Origin of the sequence: Flavobacterium maritimum (assembly GCF_040049085.1) — a bacterium.
In the GTDB taxonomy this organism is placed as follows: domain Bacteria; phylum Bacteroidota; class Bacteroidia; order Flavobacteriales; family Flavobacteriaceae; genus Flavobacterium; species Flavobacterium maritimum.
The window spans coordinates 187,798-206,105 of sequence record NZ_JBDLZY010000004.1 but is presented as its reverse complement, the minus strand read 5'-3'; the positions used below and the strand labels follow the sequence as shown (position 1 = coordinate 206,105).

At 34.6% G+C, this 18,308-nt stretch carries 18 protein-coding genes; 9 read left to right on the top strand and 9 right to left on the bottom strand.

The features are described 5' to 3' along the window. Positions 1-14: 14 nt before the first annotated feature. The 5 genes from ABEB23_RS10265 to ABEB23_RS10245 form a co-directional block, all read right to left on the bottom strand. Entirely contained in the window at positions 15-845 is an 831-nt protein-coding gene (locus tag ABEB23_RS10265) for a type 1 glutamine amidotransferase (protein ID WP_348812505.1), read from the bottom strand. A gap of 62 nt (positions 846-907) precedes the next feature. After that, positions 908-2,014, bottom strand: a complete 1,107-nt coding sequence (locus tag ABEB23_RS10260; protein ID WP_348812504.1) for a carboxylate-amine ligase — start codon at positions 2,012-2,014, stop codon at positions 908-910. A gap of 73 nt (positions 2,015-2,087) precedes the next feature. Further along, on the bottom strand, positions 2,088-3,035 hold the full coding sequence (locus tag ABEB23_RS10255) for an ATP-grasp domain-containing protein (RefSeq protein WP_348812503.1): 948 nt from the start codon (positions 3,033-3,035) through the stop codon (positions 2,088-2,090). Between the two features lie 11 nt (positions 3,036-3,046). Further along, positions 3,047-3,760, bottom strand: a complete 714-nt coding sequence (locus tag ABEB23_RS10250) for an esterase family protein (protein WP_348812502.1) — start codon at positions 3,758-3,760, stop codon at positions 3,047-3,049. A gap of 384 nt (positions 3,761-4,144) precedes the next feature. Further along, on the bottom strand, positions 4,145-4,549 hold the full coding sequence (locus ABEB23_RS10245; protein ID WP_348812501.1) for a glyoxalase: 405 nt from the start codon (positions 4,547-4,549) through the stop codon (positions 4,145-4,147). A gap of 69 nt (positions 4,550-4,618) precedes the next feature. On the opposite strand from ABEB23_RS10245, the gene ABEB23_RS10240 reads away from it, so the two are divergent. Then, positions 4,619-5,002, top strand: a complete 384-nt coding sequence (locus tag ABEB23_RS10240) for an acyl-CoA thioesterase (RefSeq protein ID WP_348812500.1) — start codon at positions 4,619-4,621, stop codon at positions 5,000-5,002. 135 nt (positions 5,003-5,137) lie between these two features. Here ABEB23_RS10240 and ABEB23_RS10235 read toward each other — a convergent pair whose 3' ends face one another. Next, complete coding sequence (locus tag ABEB23_RS10235) at positions 5,138-6,415, bottom strand: mechanosensitive ion channel family protein (RefSeq protein ID WP_348812499.1); 1,278 nt, start codon at positions 6,413-6,415, stop codon at positions 5,138-5,140. After that, complete coding sequence (locus ABEB23_RS10230) at positions 6,408-6,692, bottom strand: DUF3817 domain-containing protein (RefSeq protein WP_348812498.1); 285 nt, start codon at positions 6,690-6,692, stop codon at positions 6,408-6,410. Before ABEB23_RS10230 ends, ABEB23_RS10235 begins: the two co-directional genes overlap by 8 nt. A gap of 104 nt (positions 6,693-6,796) precedes the next feature. Here ABEB23_RS10230 and ABEB23_RS10225 point away from each other — a divergent pair, with 104 nt between their 5' ends. The 5 genes from ABEB23_RS10225 (at position 6,797) to ABEB23_RS10205 (ending at position 12,576) form a co-directional block, all read left to right on the top strand. After that, on the top strand, positions 6,797-7,324 hold the full coding sequence (locus ABEB23_RS10225) for a DUF6155 family protein (protein WP_348812497.1): 528 nt from the start codon (positions 6,797-6,799) through the stop codon (positions 7,322-7,324). 109 nt (positions 7,325-7,433) lie between these two features. Continuing rightward, complete coding sequence (locus ABEB23_RS10220; RefSeq protein WP_348812496.1) at positions 7,434-8,972, top strand: DEAD/DEAH box helicase; 1,539 nt, start codon at positions 7,434-7,436, stop codon at positions 8,970-8,972. A gap of 100 nt (positions 8,973-9,072) precedes the next feature. Further along, on the top strand, positions 9,073-10,410 hold the full coding sequence (locus ABEB23_RS10215) for a DEAD/DEAH box helicase (protein WP_348812495.1): 1,338 nt from the start codon (positions 9,073-9,075) through the stop codon (positions 10,408-10,410). Positions 10,411-10,553: 143 nt separating this feature from the next. Beyond that, entirely contained in the window at positions 10,554-11,825 is a 1,272-nt protein-coding gene (locus tag ABEB23_RS10210; protein WP_348812747.1) for an NAD(P)/FAD-dependent oxidoreductase, read from the top strand. Positions 11,826-12,159: 334 nt separating this feature from the next. Beyond that, positions 12,160-12,576, top strand: a complete 417-nt coding sequence (locus ABEB23_RS10205) for a hypothetical protein (RefSeq protein ID WP_348812494.1) — start codon at positions 12,160-12,162, stop codon at positions 12,574-12,576. A gap of 20 nt (positions 12,577-12,596) precedes the next feature. Here ABEB23_RS10205 and ABEB23_RS10200 read toward each other — a convergent pair whose 3' ends face one another. Both ABEB23_RS10200 and ABEB23_RS10195 read right to left on the bottom strand, forming a co-directional pair. Further along, positions 12,597-13,826: a multidrug effflux MFS transporter gene (locus ABEB23_RS10200; RefSeq protein WP_348812493.1), complete on the bottom strand. Its 1,230-nt coding sequence runs from the start codon at positions 13,824-13,826 to the stop codon at positions 12,597-12,599. Between the two features lie 108 nt (positions 13,827-13,934). Continuing rightward, complete coding sequence (locus tag ABEB23_RS10195) at positions 13,935-14,672, bottom strand: NUDIX hydrolase (protein WP_348812492.1); 738 nt, start codon at positions 14,670-14,672, stop codon at positions 13,935-13,937. 356 nt (positions 14,673-15,028) lie between these two features. On the opposite strand from ABEB23_RS10195, the gene ABEB23_RS10190 reads away from it, so the two are divergent. The 3 genes from ABEB23_RS10190 to ABEB23_RS10180 are packed head-to-tail and all read left to right on the top strand — an operon-like array spanning position 15,029 to position 18,303. Next, positions 15,029-16,411 carry a carbohydrate porin gene (locus ABEB23_RS10190; RefSeq protein WP_348812491.1) on the top strand — a complete coding sequence of 461 codons (1,383 nt, stop codon included), beginning with the start codon at positions 15,029-15,031 and terminating at the stop codon, positions 16,409-16,411. Positions 16,412-16,461: 50 nt separating this feature from the next. After that, the gene (locus tag ABEB23_RS10185; RefSeq protein ID WP_348812490.1) at positions 16,462-17,307 is read left to right on the top strand and encodes a sugar phosphate isomerase/epimerase family protein; all 846 of its coding nucleotides are present in this window, start codon (positions 16,462-16,464) and stop codon (positions 17,305-17,307) included. Positions 17,308-17,361: 54 nt separating this feature from the next. Next, on the top strand, positions 17,362-18,303 hold the full coding sequence (locus tag ABEB23_RS10180) for a carbohydrate kinase family protein (RefSeq protein WP_348812489.1): 942 nt from the start codon (positions 17,362-17,364) through the stop codon (positions 18,301-18,303). The last annotated feature ends 5 nt before the right edge of the window (positions 18,304-18,308 follow it).

Here is an 18,308-nt window from a genome sequence, read left to right as displayed (position 1 = left end):
CACGGTTGGATTTATTAATTAGATAGTGTTTTCTCTGTTTTCAATAGGTTATTTATAGCGGAACGAAGAAAATTAGGAATCAAGGTCTCATTCGTTCTGTAAATTTTATCGTCATCCAATAAATCTTCGAGCATGTTTCTGAACTTTCTTTTTCCTTTCATCGCTCTAATTTTATCTTTTGTTTCTTTATTTCTTAGGGACGAAACAAAACTTATGGGATCAGCTTCCGGATGAAATTGGGTTCCAACAAAATAGTCTGTAAAACGAACTGCCATAATTGCCCGTTCGTATTGTACATGGTCTCGAATTTTTTCAAGTGAAAGAATCTTAGCTCCTTTCTTGGCAAAAACACTTAGTTTAGGCTGTACCACTTGATAATCTCTCGAATCAATAGCATAAAATGGATCTGCTAAACCTTCAAAAAGAGGATCAGTAGTTCCTTCTTTGGTTTTATGAATGGTCATTACTCCAAACGAAGTATCATTTCGTTTGGTCACAGTTGCCAATCCAAAATGCAAACAAGCCATTTGAAAGGAATGACAAATAAACAACACATGTTTTTTTCTGTCATTTTTCGAATTCCAGATATTCAATGCATCCAGAAATTCATAATATTTCAAATCCCAGTCACCATCTCCAATCAATGGATTTCCGGGCCCTCCGGAAGAAATATAAATATCAAATTTTTCAATAGCCGGTAATTCCTTTTTTCTTCTTACGTCAAAAATCTCAAAACTAACAACCGGAGTAAATCGCTTTATAATATCAATAATACACCTCATTCCCTGATTGGGCTCTCCGTTATACATATCTAAAAGCGCTATTTTTATAACCTTCTCACTCATCAAACTATCTTTATAAAACATTGCAAATATATCGAAATAACATCAGCGATTCACTTTCTGATTTATAGCCCCTTGGTAAATTCCCCGGTGATAAAATCGACTACTTTAGATAAATCATTCGTTTCCTGAAAAACAGTCAATTGTTTGTCAGCACCAGTTCCGCTCTTCAATATTTCATGTACAAAATTAATATCATCACGGCTTCCCAATTCATCCACCACATCATCGATAAATTCTAATAATTCCAAAATAAGCAATCTGGTCTCTACCTCTTTTTGTAAGCCAAAATCAATCATATTGTTATCAATTCCGTAGCGGGCCGCACGAAATTTATTTTCTTTAATCAAAGCCAAACGATAGATATTAAAACTGGTATTATTCATGTTCAGCTTGTACAACTTAGCTACAATAGCTTGAATAATGGCCACGATACACATCGTCTCATCAACAGTCAAACACATATCACAAATTCTGAATTCGATGGTATTGTAAAACGGATGCAAACGCAAATCCCACCATATTTTCTTGGGATTATCAATACAATTTGTTTTAACCAAGGTATCCAAATAATTCTCGTATGAACTCACCGAATCAAAATATTCCGGTAATCCCGTTCTTGGAAATTTATCAAAAACTTTAGTTCTAAACGATTTGTATCCGGTTTGTCTTCCTTCCCAAAAAGGGGAGTTGGTAGAAAGGGCAAATATATGTGGCAAAAAATAGGTTGCCTGATTCATTAATTGCAATCCAATTTCGCGATTTTCGATACCCACATGACAATGCATCCCGAAAATCAAATTGGAACGTGCTGCATCCTGCAATTCATTTACAATATCATGATATCGCGGGTCATCTGTAATAGGCTGATCTTGCCACTTAGAAAAAGGATGTGTTCCTGCGCCGCCTACAATCAAACCTTGCTTGTCAGCCAATTCAACAATCTTGGATCTCAAAAATTTGATTTCGCATTTAGCTTCAGCCACATTTGTGCAAATATTGGTGCCCACTTCCACAACCGATTGATGCATTTCGGCTTTTACCTGCTCGTTTAATATGATTTTAGCGCCATCCACAATTTTCGACAAATGCGAACGCAGATCTCTGGTAACAGGATCTATAATCTGATATTCTTCCTCAACACCAAGTGTAAAAACTGGTAACTTTTTCATTTTCGTAATTTTTTAAACAATTCTCTTTTCCAAGAGTTTCATTCAGACCCTATTTCTAATCTGAACTTATATATTATTTTCCGGCAACAGCTTCTTTAATAAAGTCTCCCCAGGTCAAGTTGATTTTACCGGGTTTTTGCTTTTTTGCGGCAGCGATAGCCATTTTTGCGGCCTCTTCGACTACCCATTCAAAGTTCTCTGCTCCAACAGAAGTAAGCTCTGCATCTGGGGCAGGATTTCCAAAATCTATGGCGTAAGGAATTCCGTCACGTACCGCAAATTCAACAGTATTAAAGTCATAGCCCAAACCTTTACAAAGACGCAATGTATAGTCTTTAATGGTTGCTAATAATTTCTTATTGACAGGCGGCCCATCAATTACATAGCGCAAATGATGCGGATTTCGGGGTTCGTACTGCATAATCCGGACTGCTTTACATCCCAGACAGTATACTCTGAAATACTCTGTAAAAACAATTTCTTCCTGCAATAACATCACTAATTGCCCTGTTTCCTGATGCTTTTCCCAAAACTCTTCTTTATTTTCCAGACGATACACATTTTTCCAACCACCACCAGCATAAGGTTTCATATAAGCTGGAAATTTTACGTAATCAAAAATAGCCTGCCAATCCATGGGGTATTTCAGGTTTCTAAATGACTTCTCCGTAGTATCTGTCGGATGTTCTGCCGAAGGAAGAATGACGGTATTCGGCAGCGGGACTCCCAGTGTATCTGCCAAAGCATTATTGAAAAACTTATCATCGGCACTCCACCAGAATGGATTATTGATAACATTAGTCCCCATTAGAGCAGCATTTTTTAAATAAGCACGATAAAAAGGAACATCCTGAGAAATTCGATCAATAATCACCGCATATTCCCCTCCCTGATTCTGAACTACTTTATCAATTGCAACCGCTTCGGCAATAATTCCTTTTTCATTTTTTGAATTTACCCTGTCTATAAATGCCTGCGGAAAGGTGTCTTCCATTCCAAATAAAATTCCGATTTTTTTCATCTTCTCTATTTTTAAAAGAACTTAACTCGTGATAAATAATGAGGAAACATCTCTTTCCATACAGGCCAATCGTGTTCCCTGTCTGGCCTGATATCCAACCAATGCTGTATATCTCTATCACTTAGCACTTTGTTTAATTTTAGATTCGCATCAAAACAAATGTCCCAGTTCGAAGTACCCAGAACAATATCCATATTCCATAATTCGTGATCATTGAGGCCATATAAAAAATCTTCCGGACTATTGTAAAACACATCATCATTATGAAAACCTTCCATAAAACTTTTGATACTAAATGCGCCACTCATAGAAAATAGGTGACTTACATAGCCCGGATGACGAAAAGCAAAATTAGCTGCATGATAACCTCCGAAGCTACAGCCCGCAACAACAACTTTCCCTGAAGACCTGTTGTTCTTTACTCGTTCAACGATTTCATGGCAAATCATTTTGTCATACAAAACATGATTTTCTATGCGATGAACAGGATGTATCTGCTTATTGTAAAAACTGTCTTTATCGATACTTGCTGGGCAAAAAACCTGTATTAAACCTTGCTCTATATACCATTTTGCCGAATCAATCAACCCCATGTCTTTATTTTCATGGAAACTTCCCATTGAGGTGGGGAATAAAATTACCGGATATCCAGCATGTCCAAAAACTAACATTTCAATATCTCTGTTCAGATTAGGCGAATACCATTTGAAATATTCTTCTTTCATATTGATACTATTAGTTTTTTGATGGAATTTAAGGAATCGCTATTCTTAAGTTTTGATTCCAATTTGAAATCACGGCGACACCACAGCTTTATTTTTAACAATTATAATGAAAAAAATAGAGCAAATTACATAAATAACTAAGCTTAATAAATATTTATTACAAAAAATACATAGATAATAAAATGATAATGAAATGGTAATTTTTATCTTATTTAGCTGGTATTTTTTAAATTATAAACAAAGAATTGAATTTTTTAGAGTTTAAGATTTTTTTAGAAAAACAGCAAACTGTTCAAAAATCATTGGTATGCAAACAAAACTATGCCTCCCTGTAATAATCGCTTAAATTATTGGGATTTTTTAGTAAATTAAACTAATGATAGATTACAAATCGACAATCACTTCAAACAATTGCACCTGGTTTTTCAATCTTTCGATTAACATGCCCATCATTCTTTTGTTCAGGCTGGAAGAATTCTTTATGTAGGTCGCATATTCATCAGAAGTAAATAATCCAATCACCATCCCTTTTAAAGAATTTCGAAACTTAATGTCTTTTTGAATGGCATTTTCCATCACTGCCATTTTTTTCTCCGCACTAAGCGTGTAAAAATCCATTTTATTTTTACTTACATAATTTGCGAAAGAAGCAATAAACAAATCGTTTTGTAATTTCAAAATAGGGCGTAGGACTTCATTTTGAAACAATTCATCAGATGATGATTGAGTGGTTACAGTACCAATTGTTTCTCCTCGGAATTCCTTTAAAAAACCATCTCGTTGACTCATCTTTTTTTCTTTAAAAATAGAAAAAATAGCGATAAGAATGTACTATTTTTGCATTAACAAAATATAATTATGCGATTTCATACTAGAAAATGGGTAAAACCAGAAGATTTAAACCCTAACGGGACTTTATTTGGTGGTAAATTATTAGCTTGGATTGACGAAGAACTGGCTTTATACACCATTATCCAATTAGAAAATTCAAGAATTGTTACCAAGCACATGTCGGAAATCAATTTTAGAAGTTCGGCTAAACAAGGAGATATTGTAGAAATTGGTATTGATGTGGTCAAATTTGGAAACACTTCCCTTACTTTAAAATGTGAAGTCCGAAATATGATGACACGCGAAACAATTATTACGATAGATAACACCACTATGGTAGGTTTGGGACCCGATGGCAAACCAAAAGCACATGGAAAAACAGAAATCGAATATGTAAAAGATCGTTTGTAATTACAAACTGAAATTTATTTTTAATTCGTATTTCTATTCCTTCAAAGGTGTTTTTTTTAACTAAAAAAAGCAGCAACAATGTTACTGCTAATTTAGTTGCGGAATCTATTTTGTAAAAAGTAGTTCTTAAATCGATTAATATCCTATTGCCTCATTACGCCCAGAACCCTCATTACCAGAAGGTAATTCAAATATTTCTAAATCAAAATAACCAACAGAGGCTGTGACATGATCAAATATATCTGCCATGATATATTCATAGTTTTCAAAACGTTTATCATGTGAAAAAGCATAAATCTCAAGTGGAATTCCTTGAGAAGTAGCCTGTAATTGGCGACAAAGCATAAGCATCTCTTTATTTAATCCCGGATGCTGCTGCAAATATTGGGTAATGTATTTACGAAACAATCCAAAGTTGGTCATGTTTCTACCGTTAATAGGAAGAGATTTATCTATTTTATGACTCGAATTATAGTTGTCAATTTCTGATTTACGGGAATCAATATAAGCGCTTATTAGCTCAATTTTCTTCAAATTATTCAACTCAGAATCCTCTAAAAAACGAATACTTCCTGTTTTTATAAGAACATGCCTTTTAATACGCCTTCCATCAGAATTAAGCATGCCGCGCCAGTTTTGGAAAGAATCTGAAATCAAACTATAGGTAGGAATCGTGGTGGTGGTATTATCGAAATTTCGAACTTTAACTGTGGCCAGATTTATTTCGATTACATCCCCATCCGCACCATATCTATCCATAGTAATCCAATCGCCGATACGAACCATATCATTTATGGCTACCTGCACACTGGCTACAAATCCCAAAATGGTATCTCTAAAAACCAAGATAATTACGGCAGATACCGCTCCTAAAATAGTCAAGAGTTCACTTTGATTAATCTCAAATAATTTGGATATAATTACGGTAATTCCAAACATCCACAGCACAATCATGATAACCTGGATAAAACTGTCTATCGGTTTATCACTGAATCGTGGTTTTTGCTTTAAATAATCTCTTAATGAATTAAAAATGGTGCGGATAATCCATAACAGTAGTAGTACAATATATGTACTGACTAATTTTCCGAAAATCCCTTCCCAATATTCAAATCGATCCAAAATTATTGGAACAGATTTGTAAATGAATAGCAATGGTATTAAATGAGCAATGTACTTTGCCGTCTTATTAGACACTATTATATCATCAAATTTAGTTTTAGTTTTATGCGCGACAATTGCCATAATGGTAACTAAAACAAATCGGAATACTAAATAGATTGCATAGGCAACAAAACAAAGTATCGCAATATTCAGGATGAGACTCAGGTAACTTGAAAAGCTGCTTCCCAATCCCCATTTCTTGAAAATAGGATAAAAGAAAGTAAACAACTTTTCAATAAATTTATACATTTCTCAGGTATTTCTTCTCTACAAAGAAAGTACCAAAAGGAACTACAGAAGCAGCACAGACCAATCCAAATTTCTTCATATTCCAACTGTCTTCAAATTTTAGCATAGTTGCCAAAATGATGTATCCCACAAACAATAAACCATGTGACATTCCTATCGGAAATAATAATGTTTTATATAAATCAAAATGAATAGGTTTTACAAAAAGCATATTTGAAAATAAAACCAGATAGGAAACCCCTTCAAGTAAAGCGACAATCTTAAAAAACTTAAGCATAAAAATAAAATTTGGTGATTTAGCGCGCAAAATTAAGTAATATCATTGATTTTCGATCTATCCATTAACAAAGTAATATACTTTTGTAATAGTAAACTTTTAATATGAGCAAACGCGATTTAAAAAAATACCTGTCTGAACTCAATAAAGCACAACTCGAAGAGCAAATCATCGAATTGTATGAAAAATTCAGTCCCGTAAAAGTGTATTATAATTTTGTTTTCAATCCAAAAGAAGAAACGCTTTTGCAGGAATGCAAACTTAAAATTTCGAATGAATATTTTCCTGTAAAAAGTTCAGGCAGACGAAGCAAACCAAAAATGCGACGTTCTGTTGCCCAGAAATACATCAAACACTTCATTCTTTTAGGTGTTGATCCTTTTGTGATTGCAGATGTAATGCTCTACAATATTGAAATCGCCCAAGCTTTCTCGTCTGAAAACACAATTAAACAAGAACTTTTTTACAAAAGCATGTTCAATTCCTTTGAGCAGGCCGTAACTTTCTTAATTTCAAACGGAATTCTCGCCGAATTTAAAAAAAGAATAATCGCTATTCATGATGAGACAGTAGCCCAAAAGTGGAAAAATAAATCAGAATTTCAAGCAATTATAGAGCGATTAGACTACTAAAATTGCCCCCCTAAATCAATTTTATTTAATCAGTCCTATTTCTTTTAAATTAAAATTAACGGATAAACTGTTTTTTAGGCGTACTTTTGCAAAAATCCAACAAAAATCAATGCCGGAAAATACTTTAGAAATAGAAATAGAAGACAAAAAAGAACTTTATGCGTATCAAAAAGGGGATATCGATGCCATTTTTCAGCGTATAGACAATGGTCCTGAGCAGCATCATTTATTATATCAATTGCCTACCGGTGGAGGAAAAACAGTAGTCTTTTCTGAAATTGTAAGACGCTATTTGTCTAAACATGATAAAAAAGTTGTGGTCTTAACACATCGAATCGAACTTTGTAAGCAAACCTCAAAAATGCTAAAAGGTTTTGGTGTAAAAAACAAAATCATCAACAGTAAAGTAAAAGATCTACCGGACCAAAACGATTATTCTTGTTTTGTTGCCATGGTGGAAACTTTAAAAAACCGAATCAATGATGAAAAATTGCATTTGGATAATATTGGACTTGTTATTATTGACGAGGCGCATTACAACTCCTTCAGAAAATTATTAAGTTCTTTCAAAAAAGCATTTATATTAGGTGTTACCGCAACCCCTTTAAGCTCGAATATCAAATTGCCTATGCATGAAAGTTATGATGAGTTAATTGTGGGGGATGCTATTGGTTCTTTAATAGACAAAGGATTTTTGGCCAAAGCCGTAACCTATAGTTATGACGTGGGCTTGACTTCGCTTAAAGTGGGTATCAATGGAGATTATACAGTAAAATCTTCCGACGATTTGTATACCAATATGGCTATGCAGGAAAAATTGTTACATGCCTATACCGAGAAATCATTAGGTAAAAAAACCTTGATTTTTAATAACGGAATCAACACTTCACTGTATGTGTACGAGACTTTCAGAGAAGCAGGATACGGTATTCGTCACCTTGACAACACCAGTAATAACGAAGAACGAAAAGAAATTTTACATTGGTTCAAGCATACTCCGGACGCCATATTAACCTCTGTAGGTATCCTAACAACCGGTTTTGATGAGCCTACCGTTGAAACGATTATTTTAAACAGAGCAACGAAATCATTGACTCTATATTTTCAAATGATTGGTCGTGGTTCTCGAAAATTACCTAATAAAGACGAATTTACCGTTATTGACTTAGGAAATAATGCCGCACGTTTTGGTTTATGGAGCGAGCCGGTAAACTGGCAACACATTTTCAAATCACCTGAGTTTTATTTAGAAAATTTACGTGATGATACCGAAATCGAAATGTATTTCAAATACTCGATGCCACCGGAATTGCGTGCCAAATTCAGTAAAACCGAAGTCGTGACTTTTGATGTTGATGAAGAGCATAAATTAGCTATTAAACAAAATTTACGTTCAAAAGTGGTTCTCGAAAAATCTTTGGATCAGCATGCCGCCATGTGCGTGGATAATACCGAAGAATTACAGGAAGCAAAAGCACTGTCGCGTGAATTAGAACAAGATATAGAATGTCGTGTCAAACGCTATTCGAAATGTTTAAGCCAATGCAGCAAAAACTATCGTGAATGGTTGATGGATGATTACAAACAAAAATTAACATTATTGATAGGGAAGAAGTATCGTGAAAAAATCATGAATGAACCGGATTAAAATTTAATCGAAATGTAATCAGTAGAGACGCACTGCAGTGCGTCTCTACTGAAAATCATGTTTTCAAAATCACTTTTTTACAAAATATAAAATCCAAAAAATGTCAAAACAATTCTCTAATTTAGGAATTTCCACTCCGATACTGAATGCACTTTCTGATTTGAAAATTGTTGTGCCAACAGAAATTCAGCAAAAAACTATTCCGCTACTTTTAGCAAACACAACAGATCTTGTTGGGTTGGCCAAGACCGGAACGGGAAAAACAGCTGCTTTTGGATTGCCTATTTTACAATTAATTGACACCAGTCTTCCTGTTGTTCAAGCTGTTATTCTGGTTCCAACCCGTGAATTAGGGCATCAGATTTTTAAAAACTTAGAAGATTTCGCAAAATATTTACCGGAGGTTTCTATTGCTGCCACATGTGGTGGAATTCCAATAAAACCACAAATCGAAAGATTGGCATCTCCAACGCATATTGTTGTTGCCACTCCGGGACGTTTAATCGATTTAATACAACGTAAAGCGGTAAATTTAAAAGAAACCAAATTCCTTGTGCTTGATGAAGCTGATGAAATGGTTACTATCTTAAAAGAAGGTTTAGACGAAATCATTGCCGAGTTACCTAAAAACCATAAAACCTTTTTATTCTCAGCTACTTTGCCGGGAACCATAAAACAACTTATTCAAAACTACTTAAATAAAAACGTGGTTCAGGTAAGTTCGAACATGGAAACAGTAGGTAATCAAGGTATTGACCACGAATATATAGTTGTTGATCCTATTGAAAAATTAGATGTTTTGATGCATTTTTTAAATTCAAAAGAAGGTGAACGCGGTATTATTTTTTGTAAAACAAAAGCTGCCGTTAATAAGCTCGCTAAGAATTTAGCCATCAACAGATTTTCATCAGGAGCTTTGCATGGCAGTTTGTCACAAGGTATTCGTGACCGTATTATGGAGCAATTCCGTGAAGGTCATATCAATATTTTGGTAGCCACAGATTTGGCCGCCAGAGGAATTGACGTAAAAGAAATCTCTTATGTAGTCAATTACCATTTACCAGATGTTTATGAAGTGTACGTGCACCGCAGCGGAAGAACAGCCAGAGCAGGAGCAAAAGGACTCTCGTTGACCGTATTACAACCGGAAGAAGTTTCAGAAATTGCCGAGTTTGAAAGAGAATTGGGAATTAAATTCACCGAGTTCAAAAAACCAACTGTTGCCAGTATCGAAGAGAACAACACCTTATTATGGGCAAAGCAGATTTTTAAAACAAAACCCAATCATGAGGTGGACCCTGAATTAAAAACAAAAATAAAAACCGTTTTTCATCATTTGACAAAAGACGAATTAATAGAAAAATTATTGGCCAATTATTTGTTGCAAAACAAAAACGAACCTTCAGAAAAGCCCGTTAAAAAGCTTAAAAGAAACTAGTTATTTGAATTTTAGTTGCAGTTTTCAGAGTTGTTATATATAATACTCAAAGCTTAGACTGAAAAACTGATTTTTATAGCATCCATAAATAACGTATATTTATGGATGCTATTTTTTTTAATCACATCATGGAAAACAACGATATAGAAATTGTAATAATAGGTGGCGGATTTGCGGGAATCAATCTTGCTAAAGAACTACAAAATCAAGAGGGAATTCATGTAACTCTGGTGGATAAAAACAACTATAATTTCTTTCCACCACTCATTTATCAGGTAGCCACAGCCTTTTTAGAACCCTCCAGCATCAGTTATCCCTTCCGTAAATTTTTTGCAGGTAAAAAGAACCTTCAGTTTCGTTTAGGAGAATTGCAAAAAGTAATTCCTGCCGAAAATAAAATAATCCTGAATAACGGAGAATTGAATTATGATTATCTTGTTTTTGCCACTGGTGCAGAAACCAGTTATTTCGGAATGGAAAATGTCAAGAAAAATGCTATTCCAATGAAAACGCTCAATGATGCCATTGAGATGCGCAACACTCTTTTAAAGAATTTAGAGAAAGCGGCTATTTGTAAAGACATTCGTAAACGAAGAACCCTGTTAACTATTGTAGTTGTTGGAGGTGGCCCTACAGGAGTTGAAGTATCAGGAATGTTTGCCGAAATGCGAAAAAGTATATTACTCAAAGAATATCCTGAATTAGAAACGACTGCCAGTAATGTTTATTTGGTCGATGGGGGAGACGCTTTATTATCACCTATGAGCGAAGCATCGCAAGCAGATACGCTGGAAGCAGTAACCCAACTTGGAGTAGTCGTAAAACTAAACACCCGTGTAGTAGATTATAAAGACGATACTGTTTTCTTTGCTGATGGAAAAAACATTAAAACCAAAAATTTAATTTGGGCGGCAGGAGTTTCAGCCAGAGAATTTGAAGGAATTCCGGCAGAAAGTTATGGTCGTGGCAAACGAATGGCTACGGATGCTTTCAACAAAGTAAATGCTACCGATAACATCTACGCTATTGGAGACACTTGTATCCAACTGAACGATGCTGATTTCCCTGATGGTCATCCCCAGGTGGCGCAGGTAGCGATTCAACAAGGAGTGAATTTGGCCGAAAATTTCAAGTTAATGCTTAAAAATAAACCGTTAAAACCTTTTAAGTACAACGACAAAGGTTCGATGGCCATCATTGGAAAAAACAAAGCTGTAGTGGATTTACCGAAACCCAAAATGCATTTCAAAGGTTTCTTGGCCTGGATGATTTGGTTATTTGTTCACCTGATGTCATTGATAACCTATCGCAACCGAATCAACACCTTTTACCATTGGATGATTGCTTATTTTTCGAAAGACCAATCGTTAAGAATGATAATCAGACCAGAAAAAAGAATGAAAGGGGAGGTTTAGTTTGTGAAAATAAAAACTTAGTTTGTGAAAATAAAAACAATGTATTAGAGAAATTTACAGACTTTAGATTGCTTGGCATTTTATTTATTCTCTTAATTGCATTATATACTACAATCACAGAATTAGTAAAGCGATTGTAAGACCCCGCCAGCGCGAGTGTCCCACTCTTGCCTGCCAATATGATATACTTCTAGTATTTTTTTTTGCAAAAGGAACAAGGATTAACGTTATAACAAAACAACACAAACTTCTGTTTTTCAGTTTTTTACAAAATAAATCCGTAAATTGCTCAATGGTTTAAACCTATCTTTTAAAAAATTTAAAAATCAGCATTATGAAAAAGTACATTTTACTAGTGGGTTTTATGTTTTCGGTAGCTTCATTTTCACAAACTATTGCATCTAAAAATGAGACTGCAAGTCCGGCACAATATGAATTGCTAAAAAAAGTCAATGAATATTATCCAGATATTAGCTTAAGCGAAAAAGTTGTCAATTTTTATGTAGACGATAAAATAATTGACACAAAACAAGAATTTGCTATAATAAACACAGACTTTAGCAGTTACAAACTGAGCATTAGCCCTGATAACAAAAGAGTTGTATTCGATTTTGTATCAGCTAGCAATGGAAAAATTTATGGTGCCGTTATTGTTTTTAAAGGAAATTATGTTAGAACAACTTTTAATGAAAAGTCAGGTCAGTATGATGTAATGGTGAATGGCAAATCTGTCTATTTGCAAAAGTTATAGTTCTTTGTCCATATAACAAATTAATGAACCATTGGAATTTCCTCGTCTCCTGAATTCACAATAGTTTCTTTAATTTTTCTTTTACCAATATTTAAAATAATAAAAGCAATAATTGTGGTACAAGTCATAATGACAACCATTGGCACCATCGAATCTTTTACAAAAACACCTACTAAAAACGAGGCAAAAGCACCCAATCCCAGCTGAATAGCGCCCATCAAAGCCGATGCACTTCCTGCATTTCTTGAAAAAGGAGCAAGGGTAAGTCCTGCTGTATTGGGATTTGATATACCCAAACAAGCCAAGAATAAAAACATCATGGTAATCGTTCCATACAATTCCAGAACATCATTCATGACCAGTACTAAGAAAACAATACTAATAACGGATTGACTGATTAATGCTCCAAAAATCATCTGTTCACTTGTAAATTTTCTTAATAACAACGAATTAAGCTGACTGGCAATTATAAAACTCAGAGACATAAAGGCAAATATCCAACCATAGATTTTAGGACCTACCTCAAAGATATTCATAAATAAAATAGGGGAGGCTGCCACATAAACAAACAATCCGGAAAAAGCGATAGCACCTGCAAACGCATAGGTATAAAACTGAGGCACTTTTATAATACTTATAAATTCGGCGATAATAGGCTTTGGTTTTAATGAAATGGAAACGTTAGGTTCATAAGTGTTCGGGAGTACAATTTGCGCTGCTACAAGAATAACGATTCCAATACACATTAAGATGAAAAATACGGTATGCCAGCCATAATATTCTGTAACATAACCTCCAATAGTTGGCGCTAGCATTGGTGAAAGCCCAACTACCAGCATCAGCATTGAAAAGACTTTTGGAATATCTTTTACAGGAAATAAATCCCGAACCATCGAAACTGAAGCTACTGTCGCAGCACAACTGCCAATCGCTTGTATAAACCGTAGCCCAATAAAAGTATCAATATCGGCTACAAAAACACATCCCAAAGAAGCTAAAATATAGACAAGGGTTCCTATAAACAATGGTTTTTTTCTTCCAAAACGATCTAACAATGGCCCATATAATAATTGTCCGGCAGATATTCCTATGAAATAACTGGATAATGTTAATGAAACATTAGCAACGGAAGTATTTAAATCTTTAGCAATTCCTGAAAAACCAGGTAAATACATATCAATAGAAAACGGACCAAGAGCTGTTAGTAATCCTAAAATCAGAATTAATTCGAAATATTTTGTTTTAGTCATTTTAGGAATCCTTTTTTAATTTTTTGCAAAAGTAACTCTTAATAGGTGATAAGAGGAGGAAGTCTTCGGATTTTTATTTCGGACAATAACGCAACGCAATACAGTGAATTAAATACTTATTAAGTAACTTTCCTTATAGATTTTTTGGTAAATATCTTTACTAAACATAAAAAGCTTTGAAGGTTTTTTGGAAACACCCACTTGTTTTTCATCCAGTTCAATCAGGTATTTCTTCGTCAACAATTTTCTTCTAAAATTTCTGTTGTCAATTTCAACCCCTAATATACATTCATACACATCCTGCAACTCCTTAATGGTAAACTTATCAGGTAAAAGTTCAAAAATAATCGGTTGGTATAATGATTTCGCTTTTAAATCGGCATAAGCTTCGTTGATAATCTTTCTATGGTCAAATCCTAATTCAGGCAAATTATTTATCGGAAACCATTGTGGTTGATGTTGGTTATTTTCTAAGTTAACCTCATGTGTTTTTACTAAAAAATAATAAGCAATAGTGATGGTACGTTGGTTAAAATTCTCGCTTTTGGCCCAAATAACATCTTTTTCATTCATCAAACGATTGGGGTCTCCGAAAACTTTAAACTGTTTTTTATAAAGATTATCGAGTCCAGTTAACTCCCTCAAAACTCTGCTGGCAGTTTCATCTATAGTTTCATTTTCAAGTGTATGATATCCTGTTAGAACATAATCATTTACAAGAGTTTCATGACTTTCTGCAGATTCTAAATAACGTTCCAGCAACAATACGTTTAGCGATTTTGCATTGACGTCGAAACCAAAAACAACACAGTCTACAGATATATTAGGTATTATTTTAGGTTTCATGAAGTGGATAAAAATAAGATTAATACTGTTTTTAAATGACTTGTTGTTTTTACACACATCATTTATAGATACAAAAGTAATGATTTATTTATGATTTCAAATTTACTATTATTTTAGCATCATTTACAAATTAAACGTCATATATACTTTTTATATAAAATATAACAATTAGATATAATTTTATTACATTACTATTATATAAGCTTTAAATTTATTGAATTTTTAAAATAATTAATATTTTTTTATTGTTGTATTAAATTAATTTTTACATTTGAATATTAATAGTCATATTGACGTTTATTAAAATAATTAAATAATAAACCAAAAAATGAACTTTCATTTTTAAATACAAGTCCATGAAAACCAAACTTCTTTTACTAATACTTTCAATATCTTCTATATGTACCTATTCACAAGTGGTTATTACTAATCCCAATTTTTCTTTAGGAACAACCGGCCGAATAGGTGTTGGATTTTCCCCAAATGGAGAAGGAAATATGTGGAAACCATTAAACCTTTCAGGTCAAGGTTCTTTAGGCGGACGTATGGAACAAACGGATTACATTGATATTTTACCTGCAGTACATTTCACTCCAAAGATTATTGGAAAAGATAGCACTAATGTAACCTTCCAAATGCGTATGGGAATGTACTCCGCCAACGGCCAATTTGTTGGCAACGTCAGCACCCGTTCCAATGAAGGATTGACCTTTATTCTTCCTGAAGCTTTTATTGAAGCGAGAAATATTATGGGAAGCAAATGGTCCGCTTGGGTGGGCGCCCGTTTTCGTCGCTACGATGACATACATATTAGTGATTACTTCTATTTCGACGATCATTCCTCTCAAGGATTTGGCGTAAGCTATAAAAACACGGAACTGACCATGTTAATGCCTGCTTCGGCTGATTCGACAAATGTTTATCCTTATAATTACGAGATTACCGTTGCGGGAGCCACCAATCCCGCTATTCGTCAGCGCATGGTCTGGATAGGGGAGCACAGTATAAACCTGAAAAACAACGGCATTATTAAGCTTTTGGGGGAATTTCATCATGTTGCTGCCAATTCTGAAAATGCTTCTAAAAATTATCCAGCCGACAACGGATGGGTAGCCGGAATTAAATACAGCAATCCGTTTAAAACGACTTTACCCGGTTCGTTCAATCAGCTATCTGTTCGTTATGGGGCCGGAATCGCAAATGGTGGTGATAACGGAAACACTTTCACTTGGGCAACCTACGGAGCACCTGATGATGAAGGAAAGTATAGCAATGCTTATTCACTTACGATGGTAGAACATTTTTTGCTAAACCTCTCACAGAAGTTCAGTATTAATGGATATGGTGTTTTTACAAAAAGCAAAGGAGGTTCTGCGAGTACCAATACCGACGAATATTTCAACGGCAACCAATTGTACAATCAAAAAACCGATTTTGTGGTGGGATTCAGAAGCTTCTATTATGTTACCAAATGGTTGCACTTAATTGAAGAAGTTCATTATTCCGTGCGAAAAGATGGGGATAATCCAGAGGCAAATATGTGGAAATTTTCTTTTGCGCCCACCATTGTACCATTAGGACAAAAAGACCCTTGGAGTCGTCCCCACATCCGTCTTGTTTTTACGGTAGCGCACTATAACGATTACGCTCGTGATCATAATTACTCTCCCTATTTACAAGTGAACCAAAACAGTTGGGGAACTTACATCGGAGTAAAAACAGAATGGTGGCTATTTTAGACAGACCATCCGCTAAGCCAAAACTATAACTACTTTAAAACTATATAAATATGCCACTTTTTGGAACAACAATTTTATCATTTATCCCCGGATGGAGTGTTGAAGGCGGACGTTTTGCCATAAAAAAAACTGCTGAATACGGTTTTGACATGCTTGAAATTATTTTACCGGCCTCATTAGATTTCGATCCCAAAACAACCAAAAAACAACTTGAAGAACACGGTATTTCAGGGCGTTGCACATTGAATTTACCGGCCAACTGTCATATCCCTTTTTACCCGGAACAAGCGGTAGCACTGATTAAATCTGCAGTTGACAAAGTAGCCGAAATGGATGGTGATTTTCTAGGAGGGGTGCTACATTCAGCTATCGGAACATTCACAAGAAATCCTTGCACAACAGAAGAGAAAATAATAATTCAGCAGGTATTTACAGAAGTAGCCAATTATGCCGAAAAATGCAACATAATTATTGCTCCAGAACCCATCAACCGTTACGAAAGCTATGTATTTACAGCTGCAGATGAAGTCCTGGACATGATTGAACGTATCAGCAAACCTAATATCGGATTACATCTGGATACATTTCACATGAATATTGAAGAAAGTAATTTTTATGATCCGATTATTCGCGCCGGAAACAGATTGCAACATGTGCATATCACCGAAAGTGACCGAGGAATGACAGGAGAAGGCAATGTGCATTGGGATGATTTTTTCAAAGCTTTAGCCGAAATTAATTACCAGGGACCTTTAGTTCTTGAAAATTTTTCCTCACAGATTAAAGAATTGGTCGGACCAACTTCCTTATGGAGGCCCTCTAAATATAATTCAGAAGACCTTGCAAAAGGCAGCTTGTTGTTCATGAGGAAAATGGTCGACAAATGGTACCATTAATCAATAATAAAAGTAATTACCTAAATATATTGTTTGACGCAAAAAAAAGAAAAAATGAAAAATAAATTAAAAGGTGTGAGTTTTGGAGAAATCCTTTTCGATGTTTTCCTGGAACATAAAAAAATTGGTGGAGCACCACTAAATGTAGCCTCGCGATTAAACTCGCTAGGAGGTGATATCGCAATGATCAGTGGTGTTGGAAATGATGCTAATGGAAAAAAATTAGTCGATTATTTAAATAATTTGGGCATTAATACCAAAGCGGTTCAAGTAAACGATACGTATCCAACAGGTATCGTCAATGTAATTTTAAATGAAAAAGGGAATGCTTCCTATGACATCAATTATCCGGCTGCCTGGGACAAAATCGAATCTTCTGCTGAGAATATTGCAATTGTAAAAGACGCCGATTTCTTTGTGTATGGAAGTTTATCTTCAAGAGATTCTGTTTCCAGAGATACATTGAAAGAACTTTTGGCTGTGGCGAAATATAAAATATTTGATGTGAATTTAAGAATCCCGCATTATACTAAAAAAAATGTATTGGATTTATTGAATGAGGCTGATTTTCTGAAATTTAACGATGATGAATTGAATGAAATTTGTGATGATTTGAATTCAAATAAAAAGTCATTGGAACAAAATATTAAATTCATAGCTGAGAAAACCAAAACACCTACGGTCTGTGTTACTTTAGGATCTCACGGAGCCGTATTATATCATGAAAATAAATTTTATCACAATTCAGGTTTCAAAGTAAATGTCGTAGATACTGTAGGTTCGGGAGATTCTTTCCTGGCTTCATTAATCATAATGCTCCTTAACGGAAAAGACCCGCAGTATGCCATCAATTTTGCTAGTGCTGTTGGATCTATTGTTGCCCAGAGCGAAGGAGCGAACCCAGTAATTTCACAATCGGAAATAGATGAGTTTTTATGTGGTTTTGAACAAACCGATTCTAAAGTCAAGGAATCAAATGCATTTTCAATTAATTAAATAAT